At 56.1% G+C, this 15422-nt stretch carries 8 protein-coding genes; 5 read left to right on the forward strand and 3 right to left on the reverse strand.

Translation table 11 applies throughout. The features are described from left to right. Window positions 1-5 precede the first annotated feature (5 nt). The 5 genes from brxC (at window position 6) to ACP7DD_RS11335 (ending at window position 12413) form a co-directional block, all read left to right on the forward strand. Complete coding sequence (gene brxC / locus ACP7DD_RS11315) at window positions 6-3623, forward strand: BREX system P-loop protein BrxC (RefSeq protein WP_426174909.1); 3618 nt, start codon at window positions 6-8, stop codon at window positions 3621-3623. A gap of 91 nt (window positions 3624-3714) precedes the next feature. Continuing rightward, window positions 3715-7287 carry a BREX-1 system adenine-specific DNA-methyltransferase PglX gene (gene pglX / locus ACP7DD_RS11320; RefSeq protein ID WP_426174910.1) on the forward strand — a complete coding sequence of 1191 codons (3573 nt, stop codon included), beginning with the start codon at window positions 3715-3717 and terminating at the stop codon, window positions 7285-7287. Window positions 7288-7326: 39 nt separating this feature from the next. After that, window positions 7327-9942 (forward strand): BREX-1 system phosphatase PglZ type A, encoded by a 2616-nt coding sequence (pglZ, locus tag ACP7DD_RS11325; protein WP_426174911.1) that lies wholly within the window; start codon window positions 7327-7329, stop codon window positions 9940-9942. Window positions 9943-9950: 8 nt separating this feature from the next. Continuing rightward, on the forward strand, window positions 9951-12011 hold the full coding sequence (gene brxL, locus ACP7DD_RS11330) for a protease Lon-related BREX system protein BrxL (RefSeq protein ID WP_426174912.1): 2061 nt from the start codon (window positions 9951-9953) through the stop codon (window positions 12009-12011). Between the two features lie 3 nt (window positions 12012-12014). Beyond that, complete coding sequence (locus ACP7DD_RS11335; protein WP_426174913.1) at window positions 12015-12413, forward strand: hypothetical protein; 399 nt, start codon at window positions 12015-12017, stop codon at window positions 12411-12413. Between the two features lie 461 nt (window positions 12414-12874). Here the strand turns inward: ACP7DD_RS11335 and ACP7DD_RS11340 are convergent, their stop codons facing one another. From ACP7DD_RS11340 to ACP7DD_RS11350, 3 genes are all read right to left on the reverse strand, one after another. Beyond that, window positions 12875-14029, reverse strand: coding sequence for a hypothetical protein (locus tag ACP7DD_RS11340; protein ID WP_426175024.1), 1155 nt, complete (start codon window positions 14027-14029; stop codon window positions 12875-12877). Between the two features lie 230 nt (window positions 14030-14259). Further along, window positions 14260-14619, reverse strand: coding sequence for a hypothetical protein (locus ACP7DD_RS11345; RefSeq protein ID WP_426174914.1), 360 nt, complete (start codon window positions 14617-14619; stop codon window positions 14260-14262). A gap of 49 nt (window positions 14620-14668) precedes the next feature. Next, window positions 14669-15028: an integration host factor subunit alpha gene (locus ACP7DD_RS11350; protein WP_426175025.1), complete on the reverse strand. Its 360-nt coding sequence runs from the start codon at window positions 15026-15028 to the stop codon at window positions 14669-14671. Window positions 15029-15422: the final 394 nt, after the last annotated feature.

Genomic DNA, 15422 nt, shown 5'->3' on the forward strand with positions numbered 1-15422 from the left:
ACAACATGAAAATCAGCGAGCTTTTCCTCAAGCCCATCGACCGTCCCATCAACGGCGTCATCAAAGCGGACCAGATGGATGCTGCTAGCGTGTGGCAAGAGCTGGAGGAGTATGTCGTCACCAAGCAGATTAGCGAGTACCTACGCAAGTTCTTTGACGCCTACCTGGCGGCCATGGACCGCCCGAATGACGCCGCCATCACCGACCGCATGGGTGTCTGGGTGTCCGGCTTCTTCGGCTCGGGTAAGTCCCACTTCATTAAGATACTGTCCTATTTGCTGGAAAATATCGAGGCTCAAAACCCCGAGACCGAGGAGAAACGCAACGCTGCCCAGTTCTTTGACCACCAAAAAATCAAAGATGCCATGCTGCACGCTGACATTCAGCGAGCAGTGCAGGGCACGGCCGACGTCATCCTTTTTAACATCGACGCCAAAGCCAACAAGTCCGACCCCGACGCGATTTTGCAGGTCTTCTTGCGGGTATTCAACGAGAAGGTGGGCCTGTCGGGCGATACGCCGCACATCGCAGACATGGAACGTCACCTGATAGCCAAGGGCGCGTTCGACACGTTCAAGGCCGCCTTTACCGCCTCCAACGGTGGCGCATGGGAGCAGGAGAGTGATGCGGTCGCCTTTTATCGCGACGACATTGTGACCGCGCTTGCCCAAGCCTTGAAAATGACGCCTGAATCGGCTGGTAAGTGGTTCGACAATGCAAGAGATGATTATCGCATCACCCTTGAAGGTTTTGCCAGGGTCGTCAACGAGTATCTGGCTACTTGCCCGGCCAGTCACAAGGTCATCTTTCTGGTCGATGAAGTGGGCCAGTTCATCGGGGCCAGCTCGCCGCTGATGCTTAACCTCCAGACAATCACCGAGCAGCTCGGTGCCCAGTGCAAGGGCCGCGCATGGGTCATTGTCACCAGCCAGGAAGATATTGACGCTGCCATCGGCGAGGACAACAAGTCCAAGGGCCAGGACTTCTCAAAGATTCAAGCGCGCTTCCACACCCGTTTGTCGCTAGCCAGCAGCAACACCGACGAAGTCATCGGCGAGCGCCTGCTTTCGAAGACGGAGGCCGCCCACGTTGCGCTGCGCGATGCCTTCGCCAGCAAGAGCGACGTCATCAACAATCAACTGGCGTTCTCGGGCAACTCGGTGACCTTGCGTGGTTACAAGGACGCCGCTGAATTCGTCACCTGCTACCCGTTCGCGCCATACCAGTTCACGCTGCTGCAAAAGATTTTTGAATCCATCCGCAAGGTGGGCGCCACCGGCAAGCACTTGTCACGGGGCGAACGTTCGCTGCTCGATGCCTTCCAGTCCGCGGCCGTGCGCAATGCGAACCACGGCATCGATGTGCTGATACCGCTGTACGATTTCTATCCCGCCATCGAGAGCTTCATCGACGGCGTCGCCAAGCGCTCGATAGACCAGGCGCCGGACAATCCCGGCTTGCAGCCTTATGATGGCCAGCTGCTCAAGGCGATGTTCCTGATTCGCTACATCCCGGACATCGTCAAGCCAACAATCGACAACCTAGCCACCCTTTGCATAGACCAGATTGACGCGGACAAGCTTGCCCTCAAGCGCAAGATTCAGGAAAGTCTGGCGCGCCTGGAGCGGGAGCGCCTAGTCAGCCGCAACGGTGACCTGTGGTTCTTCCTGACCAACGAAGAGCGTGATGTCGCCCGAGAAATCGGTCATGTCGAGGTCTCCGCTGCTGAAAAGTCCCGCGAACTGGCGAAGCTGATTTTTGAGGATATTTTCAAGGACCAAACCAAGGTGCGCCACCGCGAAACCAAGGCCGACTACGAATTCAACCGCCTGCTTGACGGTGTCCCATGGCGCCAGGCCAGCCACGCCCTGAGCTTTGAAGTGCTAACCCCGCTGTGTGATGAATACGAGCGTCTCCAGCCAGCCCGCTGCATCTTGCGGAGCGGTGAGGGAAACGGCCGCGCCTTGGTGCGCCTACCGGAAGGCGAGCGCCTGGACATTGAATTGGCGCTGTACCTGCAAATCGAAAAATACATCGTCAGCCCCAAAGCCGACCAAGCCAGTCCGTCGCTCAAGCGCATCCTCGCCGACCGCAAGGACGAAAACCGTGAACGCCGAATGCGTCTGGTGCACCAGCTTTCCGAACTTATCGCGTCAGGCGATTTTTACGCACTGGGCCAGCCGGTTCAAATTAAGACTGCCAGCGCGGACAAGGTGCTCGACGAGCTGCTCAATTATCTCATCACCAACACTTATAGCAAGCTGCCATACCTCAAGGTGCGCCAGGTTGACCCAATAGCCGAAATCAAGGCCGTGCTCAATGCGGACGATTTGGGCCAGCATTCGTTGGGCTTGGACGGCGACGCCGGCAACGCTCTCGCCATCAAGGAAATGCGCGACTACCTGCAACTGGCCGCCAGCCAGAACCGGGTATTGCTGTCAGACGTGGTGGACCGCTTTGCCGGCATCCCCTGGGGTTGGAAACCAGAGTGGGAAACCGTGTTGCTCATCGCCCGCCTGTTCATGTCCGGCGAAATCAAGCTAATGCTCGAAGGCTCCGACCTTGACCCCGTATCCGCCGCCGACCCGCTCACTAAGACCGCTCGTTTCAAACAGGTGTCCATCCTCAAACGCAAGACTGCCGATGCAACCGCAATCAAGCGCGCCCGCGAGTTGTACAAAGACTTGTTCCAAAAAATGGGCCGAGAAGAAGAGGACAGCCTAGTCGCCGACTTCCGCACTCGCTTGACCGAGTGGCAAGCCGAGCTCAAAAGCTACGCTCACACCGCCGCTACGCCGCACCACCCTGGCAAGCCCGACATCGACGCCGCGCTCGCCCGCATCTCCCAGCAACTCAGCACGCGAGATAGCTTTGCCTTCATCGAAGCCCTCTTGGCGGCCAAGAACGAGTGGCTGGATGCTGTGGACGACATCCATGACCTGGTCAACTTCTACAAGACCCAGATTGCCGCCTGGCGCAAGCTGCTGGATGGCCTGAGCGGATTCGAAAGCAATCGTGAAGCATTGACCAAAGTGCCTCAAGCCGCCGCCGCCCTAGTTGACCTGGCCCAAATCCGCGACAACCCCAAGCCCTACGGCCAGGTCAACCGCATCGAGCCGCTACTTGCCTCCGTCACCGCCATCAATGAGCAACTGGCGCAAGAAAAACGTGAACGAGCTTTACTGTCCATCGAAGCCAAACTGGCCGAAGTGCAGGCCAAACTGGAGGCTGCAGCGGCGACCACTGCCGACCTGAGCAACAAGGCTCTGCGTCCGCTGCAAGACCTGAAAACCCGCATTGCCAGCCAGACTAGCATCGCGCAAATCATGTTGCTGCAAGCAGCTGGCGGCGACGCAATGGACGACGCCATCAATATCATCGAAGTGGCTGCCGCCAAAGTCCCGCATCATGCCGCCATGCCGGGCGATACGGCCAAACCGCTGCAGACCGGTCAGCCTAACGTGCCCGCTCCCGTGGCCAAGACCACTCGCGTCATCCGTGCTGCCGAACTCTCCAGTAAGACGTACCTGGAAACCGAAGCCGACGTGGACACCTATGTTGCCAAACTTAAAGATGCGCTGTTGACCACAGTACGCGCCGGTCAAATGGCGCGGATTCAATAGCGCATTCGATAGGCCCCTTTCGCCCTCATTCAACCTATCCAATAGCTGCCCTCGTGCCAAGCACGGGCAGCTGAGAAACCTTTTCCGACACATGAACAAAGCCAAACTCAAGTCTTACGCCCCGCAAGCCCGAAAGGACTTCATTGCCGCGGTCACCGCCCGCGCCAATTTGCTCGGCTTGTCAGAAAAGGCGGGCAAGCTAGAAGTGGCTACCAGCCAACCGCAGGGCGACGCGACCGTGATTGCAGGCCACGCCTGGCCCATAAAAGTACACAGCCAGCGTCAGCAACTTATTACCCGCATTCAAAAAGACGGCTTTGCCCAGACCATGGAAGCTGTGGCTTACACTTGGTTCAACCGGTTTGCGGCGCTGCGCTACATGGAGTTGCACGACTACTTGGGCCACGGCCACCGGGCGCTTTCTAGCTTGGATGGCACGCTGCCGGACATCCTGACGCACGCCGCAGACCTAGCGCAAAGTGGCGCTGGTGAAGGTGGTTTGCCGGGACTGAAACCCGCACTGGTCGTCGAGATGAAGCTGGCCGGCAACCGCGACGGCGAGCTGTACCGCCTGCTGCTGGTCGCCCAGTGCAATGCGCTCAGCAATGTAATGCCGTTCCTGTTCGAGCGCATCGACGACGAAACCGAGCTTCTGCTGCCCGACAACCTGCTGCGAACCGATTCCGTCATTGCCAAGCTGGTGACCGCCATTGACGAAGAAGACTGGGGGCAGGTTGAAATCATCGGCTGGCTGTACCAGTTCTACATCAGCGAGAAAAAAGACGAAGTTATCGGCAAGGTGGTCAAAAGCGAAGACATCCCCGCCGCCACGCAGCTCTTCACACCCAACTGGATTGTTCAATACTTGGTACAAAACAGCGTCGGCCGGCTGTGGCTGATGGCCAACCCTGCCAGCACCTTGAAGGCACAGTGGCCGTACTACATAGCTCCCGCCGACCAGACGATTGAAGTGCAAGCCCAGCTCGACGCCCTGATTCAGGCCCGCGTGGATGAGGATGGCGACAGTCTGAATCCCGAGTCCATCACGCTGCTGGACCCGGCCTGTGGCTCCGGCCACATTCTGGTCGAAGGGTACGATGTGCTCAAGGCAATCTACCTGGAGCGCGGCTACCAGCCACGCGCGATTCCGCGTCTGATTCTGGAAAAGAACCTGTACGGTCTGGACATCGACGACCGCGCCGCGCAAATGGCCGGTTTTGCCCTGCTGATGAAAGCCCGCGCCGATGACCGGCGCCTTTTCAACGAGCCCATCAAGCTCAACGTGCTGTCTTTACAGGAGAGTCAGGGACTGGACGTTGATGAACTCGTCCGCGCGTTACAAACGGTCACGGTTGGTGGTTCGGATGGGTACCCCATGCGGCAGGCGATTGCCTCGCTTATCGCCATTTTCGCGAATGCGAAAACCTTTGGTTCGCTTATTCAAATCCCGTCTGAGCTGAACACGCAAGTGAAGGCGCTGGCCGTTACCTTGAAAATGGCATTGCAGAACGGAGATTTGTACGCCAAGGCTGCTGCGCAGGATTTATGGCCACTCGTGGTGCAGGCGCAGGTGCTTGGTATGCACTTCGATTCGGTGGTTGCGAACCCGCCGTACATGGGAGGGAAGAATCTTCCTGAATATTTGAAAACTTGGGCCGAAGATAATTATACAAGCGGAAAGTCTGACCTCTTTGCAATGTTTATACTTCGTGCGTTTGTGTTTGCAAAAAATAAAACAGGGATTTGTTCGCTCGTCACGATGCAAAGTTGGATGTTTATTTCGACATTTCTTGATTTTAGAAAATACTTGTTATCGAAGAAGACCATCAATTCATTAATGCAAATTGGTTTCAATAGTTTTCCTGAAATGAATTCAAAAATTGCACAGGCGTGTGCATTTTCGATATTCAACTATTCCGTTGAAGATTTTGTTGGCTCATACGTCGACTTAAATTCCGCGCCGAAATCTTCTGATAAGAATAAAATATTTCTGTCCCGAGGCGTGAACGAAGTATTCGAAAGAAATCAAATAAGTTTTTCCGCTGTTCCCGGTAGTCCGATTGCCTATTGGGCAAGTGACATAGTGCGGGCCGCGTGGAAAGATGGTAGGACGCTGAATCAGTTATCTCAACCAAAGAAGGGGCTGGATACTGGAGAGAACGAACGTTTCCTTCGACGATGGCATGAAGTTTCGTTCGAACTCATTACGAAAATTACGAAAAACCCGGAACTGGTAACCTATTGGGTTCCAATCCAAAAAGGTGGCGCGTATCGTCGGTGGTTTGGAAATTTGGAATATGTTGTTGACTGGCGCGACAACGGTGAAGCATTGAGGTCTCACCCAGGGTCATCAATCAGAAACGAACGTTTCTACGGAATCGAAGGCGCTACTTGGTCCACGTTGACCTCAAGTAATTTTGCAATGAGATTGTGCCCGCCGGGTTTTATTTTTGAATCTAAAGGGGCGGTATGTTTTCCCATCGCACCATTTAGACTCGAAGATATTCTGGCTTTTGGCAATTCTAACGTTGCTCAGAGTTTTTTTGCAGCGCTCTCTCAGACAATGGACTATCACGAAGGTCCATTCGGTCTTTTGCCATATCGCGCTCCATCAACGAAGAATGAATTGTCATCTCGCATAAATGAAGCGGTCACAATCGCAAAGAATGACTGGGATAGCTTTGAGGAGTCGTGGGAATTTGCAGGAATTCCACAAGCATGGAAAGTTGATTTATTCCAGTCGCTAAGTGGGGCATGGATGGGGTGGGCAGAATTATGTGCTCAGCGGGTCTGTCAATTGAAAAGTATAGAAGAAGAAAACAACAGTCTGTACATAGATGCTTACGGGCTGCAGGATGAGCTCGCGCCCGACGTACCGGAAAACCAAATCACTTTGGCCCGCGCCAGTCGTGAGAAAGACAGCCAGCGACTGATTTCTTACGCCATCGGCTGCATGATGGGGCGTTACAGCTTGGATGAGCCTGGTCTGATTTATGCAAATTCGGGCAACATCGGCTTCGAAGTTGGTCGCCACGTTACTTTTCCGGCGGACTTTGATGGCATCGTGCCGTTGACTGACGAACTCTGGTTCGAGGACGAGGCTGCGAGCCGTATAACCGAGTTTCTGCTGGCCGTGTGGGGGGCAGACACGCTCACTGAAAACATGGCATGGTTGGCGGAAAGCCTAGGCATCAAAGCTGGCGAAACCCCCGGTGAAACCATCCGTCGCTACCTGGCAGACAAGTTCTACAACGACCACCTGCAAACCTACAAAAAGCGCCCCATCTACTGGCTCTTTTCCAGTGGTAAACAAGGCGCATTCCAGGCATTGGTTTATCTACACCGCTACCATGAGGGAACTCTAGCCCGTATGCGTGCGGAGTATGTCTTGCCCCTGACCGGAAAAATACAGTCCCGCATTGATATGCTTGAGAAGGACGCGGCTGTCGCTGCTAGCATCGCAGTTCGCAACAAACTGGCCAAGGAAGTTGAAAAACTCAAAAAGAAGCAGGTCGAGCTGCTGGCTTACGATGAGAAGCTCCGCCATCATGCAGATATGCGCATTTCGCTGGACCTTGATGACGGTGTCAAAGTCAACTACGGCAAGTTCGGGGATTTGCTGGCAGAGGTGAAGGCGATTACTGGCGGGGCCAGTGATGACTAAGTCTGCGCGCTGTAAAAATATCCAAGAAGGAGCCTGTCAATGAGCCAACAGCGTCTGGTTGATAGTTTGACCTCCTTGTTTTCCACCTACCCCGTCGTGTTCTGGCATGACGTGGACGCCGAGTTCGCATCAGCCGTCGATGGGCTGCAAATCCACGGCGTACAATTGGTGCGCTTGGACGACACGCCGGCGCTTCAGGTGAAGCTCGACATTGAGGGCGCCCCGGACCAGCGCTGGCTGATTTACAGCGCCAAGCCTGAGCCGGAACCGACCAAGGATTGGCTGCTCGATGTGCGCATGCGCAGCAAGTCGTTCCGGGCGGATTCAACCTCCATTCTGCTTGAAGACTTGGGCCTGACCACGCAAGGGTTGCGGCAGCACCTGAAAGAGCGCGCCAAATTTCTGCGCGCAAAAGACCGGTTGGACCGTTTAAAACGAATGGTGTTACCGGGCGACAGCGCGCCGGACCTGGACCGCAAGATGCTGGCGGTGCTGACCCGTGCCGACCAACCTGAGTTGTTTGCCATCTTGCAGCGCCTGTACGGCGCCATGGTGGTGGATGGCGCGGCGGACTTGTCGGCCCAACCCAAAGCCTGGCAAGACATCGCAGCCAACGATTTGACGCCTGCGTTCTGGGAATTGGTGCAAATGCAACTGGGCTATCTTGAGGCCAACCCTAGCCTGCGCGATTTGCTGTTGCGCATTCTGGTGACGGATTTCTGCCGCGGCCTGCAGGGTGAAACGCCCCCTCAATTGGCGCATTTTGTACTTCCTGACCGCACCTTGGCTGCGAATGCGTCGGTGTTTGTGGGGCGTTGGCGCTCGGATATTGCGCAGTTTGCCAATTACAACGCGCTGGCGCAGGCCGTGGCCAACGAACTTGACTTGGTGAGCTTGCTGTCGTGCCAGTCCGCCGAGCAATTGGTGGAATGCATGACGTTTGAAGATGTCGAATTGCGGATGGTGCAAGAACTTAAAAAACGCATTGTCGCCGGTGCAGGCGCCAACATGGATGTGGTGCGCGCGTTAATGGCGCGCCGCCGCGACGGGCATTGGGCGAACCCCTTGTTGGCCAGCTCCAACGAACGCACCCGCGCGCTGGCTGCATGTTACGACGCCTTGACCGCCGCCGCCGATTTTTTCAGTCTGAAATCGACCCATGCCGCAGGCTTCAGTTTTGCTGACGCGGGCACCGCATTTGCACAATACCGCGATGAGCTGTTCCGGTTTGACCAGTTATACCGGCATTTTCACACGGCGGCTGATGCTGTCGAACCCACCGGCTGGGCCGTGCTGCATGAGTTGCGCGATACGATTGAGGGCGTATATTCCGGTTGGTTCATCCCGCACTTGAGCACTGCCTGGTCCAAAGTGGTGGAGGGGCCGCACGGTTTGCTCAAGCACTGGAAGCTGCCCGAGGTGACACCACAGCAGGCGTTCTATGAGCGCAAGGTGCTGCCGCTGTTTGACGGAGGGGTCAAACGGGTGTTCGTGGTGATTTCCGATGCGTTCCGGTACGAGGTGGCGCAGGAGCTTGTGCAGCACACTAACAGCAAGAGCCGCTTCAAGGCGTCGCTGGACGGCATGTTGGGTGTGTTGCCGAGTTATACGGCGCTGGGCATGGCCGCGCTGCTACCGCACAAGACACTGGCCTACAAAGAGAGTGCAAACCTGGATGTGCTGGCCGATGGTCACTCCGTGGCCACCCTCGACCAGCGTCACGAGCATCTTAAATCCTTCGGCGGCATCGCCATTAAGGCCGAAGATTTGATGGGACTAGGGAAGGAAAAGGGGCGGGAACTGGTGCGAGACCAGCAGCTCATTTACATCTATCACGACCGCATCGACATGACCGGCGACAAGCAGGCTTCGGAGACTAAAACCTTTGAGGCAGCGGCCCAAACGGTGCAGGAACTTGCGAACGTGCTCGGCTTTATTATCAACGGCCTCAATGGCTCTGCGGTGCTTGTCACAGCTGACCATGGTTTCATGTACCAGGAGTCGGCGCTTGATGAATCGGATAAGTCTACGCTGGAGGACAAGCCCGTAGGTACCTTGAAAGCAAAGAAGCGGTATTTGATTGGCCGTGATTTGGGAGATACCCCGAAAGCCTGGTCTGGCAATACGGCGGTGACGGCCGGCACCACGCTAGAGGGCAGTCTGGATTTCTGGGTGCCCAAAGGAGCCAGCCGGTTCCACTTTGCCGGCGGGGCACGCTTCGTCCATGGCAGCGCCATGCCCCAGGAAATTATGGTGCCTGTCATCACAGTACGGGTCAGCGAGGCCGAAAATGCCAAAACTAAATACGTGAGCGTCAGTCTGTTAGGTGCCGTGAACAAGGTGGTGACGAACACACAGCGCTTCGAATTCATCCAAACCGACGCTGTGTCGGAGCGAGTGCTGGCCCGTTCCGTGGTGGTATCGCTGCGCGATGGCTCGGACAACGACAAACCCATCAGCAACCTGCAATCCATCACCTTTGACAGCACGTCACAGCTGCTCGATGAGCGCAAACGCTCGGTTTTGTTGACCGTGCTGGTGGGCGCGCATGACCCGCACAAGCACTATGACCTGGTGATGCGCGATGCGGTAAGCAACGTGGAGGTGCTACGCCTGCCCGTCAAGGTAGACTTAGCCTTTGGTAATGACTTTTGAAAATTGAAATGACGCAAACTCCGACACCCGCTGCAACACTGGTCAATGAGCTGCCGGATAGCAGCCTGGACACTCTGCTCAACACCCATTTTGCTGGAAAGGTTGTACGCAAAGACCTGACCAAGCTGATTAAGGAGGGGGCGAACGTGCCGGTGTACGTGCTGGAGTACCTGCTGGGCATGTACTGCGCAAGCAATGATGAAGCCGTCATCCAGAGCGGTTTGGTCAACGTCAAGCGCATCCTCACGGAAAACTACGTGCGCGCGGACGAGGCGGAGAAGGTCAAATCCAAAGTGCGCGAGAGCGGTACATACAAGGTCATCGACAAGGTCACCGTCAAGCTCAATGAAAAGCGGGACGTGTACGAGGCGTTGCTGTCCAATCTGGGTGTGAAGAACGCGGAGATTTCCAGCAGCTATGTGCGGCAGTTCGAAAAATTGCTCGTCGGTGGCATTTGGTGCATCGTCACACTCAAATACTTCTATGAAGAGGACCAGAAGGGGTCACCGTTTACCGTAACGGAGCTTAAGCCCATCCAGATGCCCAACATGGACATGACGGCCTTGTTCGAGGCGCGCAAGTCGTTTACGGATGAGCAGTGGATTGATGCCTTGATTCGCTCGACTGGCATGGAGCCCAGTCACTTCAAGGAGCGGGTCAAGTGGCACCTGCTCGCGCGCATGGTGCCGCTCGTTGAGAACAACTATAACTTCTGTGAGCTCGGCCCACGCGGCACCGGTAAGAGCCACATCTACAAGGAAATCAGCCCGAACAGCATTCTGGTTTCGGGCGGACAAACCACAGTGGCGAACCTCTTCTACAATATGGGGGCGCGCAAGGTGGGCTTGGTGGGCTTGTGGGATGTCGTGGCGTTCGATGAAGTGGCCGGCATCAACTTCAAGGACCACGATGGCGTGCAAATCATGAAGGACTACATGGCATCAGGCTCGTTCAGCCGGGGCCGAGAGTCCATCAATGCCAGCGCCGCGATGGTCTTTGTTGGCAACATCAATCAAAGTGTGGAGTCGTTGGTCAAGACCTCACACTTGCTGGCGCCGTTCCCTGAAGCGATGATTGACTCTGCATTCTTCGACCGTTTTCACGCGTATGTCCCGGGCTGGGAAATACCCAAAATGCGGCCTGAATTTTTCACGAACCAGTACGGGCTGATTGTCGACTACTTGGCGGAGTACCTGCGCGAGATGCGCAAACAAAGCTTTGCCGATGCCATCGACAAGTGGTTCAAGTTGGGCAACAACCTGAACCAGCGCGACACCATCGCCGTGCGGCGCACGACTTCGGGCCTGCTCAAGCTTGTGTGCCCCAACGGCGAATACACCAAGGACTCAGTGCGCAAGTGCTTGGAATACGCGCTGGAGGCACGCCGCCGAATCAAAGAGCAGCTCAAGAAAATCGGAGGAATGGAGTTTTACGACGTCCATTTCAGCTACATCGACCTCGAAGACGGTGTTGAGCGCTTTGTGACCGTGCCCGAACAATCGGGCGGCGCGCTGGTGCCTGAAGGGCGCTTGAATCCCGGTACCTTGCACACCATCAGCATGGGCTCATCCGAGATGCCCGGCATCTACCGACTGGAGATTCAATCTATTCCCGGCACGGGCAAAGCGAACGTATCAGGCGTGGCGCCGCGTGAAGCGGTAAGGGTGGCGTTCGACTACTTCAAAGCCAATTCATCCCGCGTCAGCGCGTCCATCAAGCCGGGCGAGCGTGACTTTCACACCCATCTGGTTGAACTGCAGAACAGTGGTTCTCCGCAGGCGCTGACCTTGGCCGGCTTCATTGCCCTGTGCTCCGCAGCGCTGGGCAAGCCGGTGCAGTCGCAGTTAGCCGTGATGGGAGACATGAGTCTGGGCGGCACCATCGTGCAGGTGCGCAACCTGGCCGAGTGCATGCAGGTCGCGTTCGATGCCGGCGCCAAACGGATTCTGCTCCCAATGTCGAGCGTGACGGACATCGCGTCGGTTCCCGGTGAATTGTTCGCCAAGTTCCAGACAAGCTTTTACTCCGACCCGGTTGATGCCGTGTTCAAAGCACTGGGAGTGGAATAGCGTATGGCAACCAAAGGGATTTCTGAGGCGTTTGCGAAGTACGGAGCGCGACTCAAGAACGTGAATTGGTCTGTCTCCGCGTGGAACTCTACCGGCGAACTGGTACTCAGCCTCTGGGCCCACCATTATCGCAAAGGTGAGGATGGCTCGGCCGAGTATTCCGGAAAACTGTCGAGGTGGGCGGGGCCGGGAAACAATGAGTTTCGCGTGAATATTGCCGAAGCTTTTGAACGCAAGTCGCCGGTAAGGCTCGTGGTTGTGCAAACAGACAATATCGACCACGTGGAGTCCGGGGAGGATGCTAGCAGGGTAAAGAAAGATTTTTCGGCGCGTGACGACTTGGTTGGGGAAGTAGTATTGCTGGAAAATGATAACTATGTCGTCAGTTTTCGGCGCAGATAATCTGAAATCAAAGAGGCGTCCGTTTAATGCTATATTGCCAGAAATATTTGAAAACGGAACTTTATGGGTTTTGGTCCTGGTCTTGCTAAGAAACCTCGGCGGGCGCTGTCCACCGAAGCCAAGTGTCCGGCGTGCGCCGAAATTATCAAGGGCGACATGCAAAGTCTTCGCCTACATTTTGACACCGTACACAAAAGGCCTCCATCTGAGGGTGAAAATTATCAGTTTCGTTCTTATAAAAAGAAAAACTTTAACCCTAAGAACTATACGGCGGGATATTTCAAGAACCCACTAGAGGTAAGCGGTGGCCTACCTTCGTTAGGTAAGCGGAAGTAGCTGGCGTCGCTGCGATTATTTTGGAAAGAACAGTTCATGGGGCGGGCGCCTTCAATGAACGTAAGGCCTTCTACCTTACTTTAAGTCCGGTCACGGAGGGGTACTTGGCTGAGGCACGAGGTAATTTAGTCTGCCAACTGCCGCGCCAAGTTCCGCCCAACAAATTCGCCCCCATCCCGGCTGTCTGCAATAATCACCCGCATATCCGCCCTGACCACAGTCTCATCCACGCCCGCAGCACCGGCCGCCGCCATCACGGCCGCGTACGCTTCCAGCACGTCGACGCCAGTGATGTCGTAACCCCATCCGCTGGCGATGCCTCTCAGCGCGGTCATACCGGTCGCTAGCGCAAACTCCGGCCTTTCTACAGCGAAGTCCCGTGCAGCGCGTATGAGCGTCCGCGGGTCGCTCGGACTCCGATTTGCAAGTTCAATGGCCAGCTCGAAGAAGCCCGCATCCTTGGCAGCCGCAAACCACTTGCCTTCATTCCCCGGCTGACTTGCAACCAGGTCACGCAAAATGGTCTCCCTCGGCATGTGCGGATACTTTTTCACGATAGCCTTGAATGTCGCCAAATTGGTCGTCGCGTACGTCGCCTCAACGGCATAGCGCGCGTATGCCTCATCCGCAAACCCAGAGTCCAACAAAACACCCTCACAGAACGCCGCAATGGCCGCCAGAGGCGCGTTCAGTCCTTTCGATTCCTCGGCATAGCAGATGGCCTCCATGGGCTTGCCGGCCGCAGCTAAGGCCTTAGCACCCCACGACCTGTTATGCCACGACTTGTGCCTGTACTCTGACTTTGCAATCAACGCGAGTAGCTCCTCCTGGCGACCAGCGGCATACAGCGCACTAAGGCAAGCGGTCGTGCCCTTGAAATATCCGTACTCCCCGCTGCACGCGCTATGTTCGCAAACGCGGGCGACGATTGGCGTCAATTCATCGGACCATTTGTATGCAAGCTCAGGCGTCGTGCACAGCTCGCCCCAGCGCTCTCCGAGGTACTCAAGGTAAGGCATGTCGTCTTCTTGGAGGGCATCCCACAACCGGTCCAGCCATTTCTCTCGCACCGCGCGGCTGACGTCGGCCTTCGTAATGATTGGGACGAGGGTTTCGATGGCGCGGTTGACGGCAGAGCCAATGCCGCCAGAACTGCTGTCAACCTGCTCGATGGCCGGCGCCAGCTTCTCCAGAAACAGCACGGCGCCCTCGGCGGCCAACTCCGGCTCCTTCTTCGCGACAGCTTTGATTTCAACGAGGGCCTCTTTGATGCGGAGGATAGGAGTGGTGGACTTCCAGCCAAATGCCGCACGGCGGAAGCGTGGGGCAAACTGCCATTTTTACGCTGTAGCCATTGTTCGAAACGTGCCTCTAAAATTTTCTTATTGATGGCCTTTGAGGCCGAGCAGCTCAAAACGTTCATCCCGATGAGTTCTACCGGGGAGGGCAGCCATGGTAACTATGGGATAAACGATTTATCTTGTTTTCGGCGTGCCGGCGCCATCGACCTTCACTGGCGCGACAAGCAAGTCCACGATGTCCTTGACCATTTTTCCAGACTCTTGTTACCGAGCGACGTGGTCGGATACTCTGGCCGCTCTGGTCCCTTCTGGCCGTTGTAGAGGTCAATGATAGCCGCCTTGGTCCAACGTTTCTTGAACGTGAGGGGCGAGAAGACCAGGTGCTCCGGGTAAAGTGAGAACGCCTCAGCGGTCGAGTCGATGACATCACGCGGCGCCATATCTGGGAACGTGATTTTTGCCAAACGCTTCTCGCAGAGGGCCCAGCTCTTTGCGCCAAGCAGCCCATAGCCGGTGTCAATGATGAGGGGGAAGTGGGGTTTCCGGAATAGGAAGTTCATTGCGCTCATGGGACTTTTGCGTAGTGGTTACAGAGAATCGGAGGGGCGGGCATTCGCATCAGCAGCGGGAATTTTCGTCGGCCTGTCGCGCTAATGGAAAGGCATCGACCATGTCCTTGAGCTTCTGGCTGGCGTGAAAAGTGACAACGCGACGCGCGGGTATTTGGACCTCCACACCGGTCTTCGGATTGCGACCTGGGCGGGAGGTTTTATCGCGCAGCTGGAAATTTCCGAACCCTGTCAATTTGACCGATTCGGCGCGTTCAAGCGCGGAATTGATTTCAGCGAAAAACGTATCTACCAGGTCTTTGGCCTCGCGTTTGTTCAGCCCGACTTGCTCGAACAGGAGGTTGGCCAAGTCGGCTTTGGTTAGAGACGACGCGGTCGCATCGGCGGCGGCACCGACTTCGCTGTTCATGGTCGACCGGGGCGCCCGCCCGTGCTCTCTGGACTGGCCAAACGAAGCGTTGGTGTTGGTCGTCCCGTGTGAATAGTCGACGACGCCGTCAAATTCTGCAATTCGCTCAGATGGTGCCATGTCGCGCTCCGGGTTTTTTTCAAGACATTGCCATCTCATGGCACGCCCGTGCAAACCCTTGCCAGTGTGGCGGCAGGTCGCGGTCGCGGGCGGGCGAGGTCAATGAGTATCTGGCAACGCAGTGCGAAATGCAAGCCCAACTGCCATTCGGAGCATGGGTCCCTTGAAGGCAGTCCGTCCACAGTTTGCCGCGACCGCGCTGTGCTTCACAAAATCTCAATATCTTCCGCCAAATATAGACACGGCTCGCTTAACCAGAAAGCGGTCGATGCGC

The organism is Massilia sp. TWR1-2-2 (assembly GCF_049897565.1).
In the GTDB taxonomy this organism is placed as follows: Bacteria; Pseudomonadota; Gammaproteobacteria; order Burkholderiales; family Burkholderiaceae_D; genus JAFCUW01.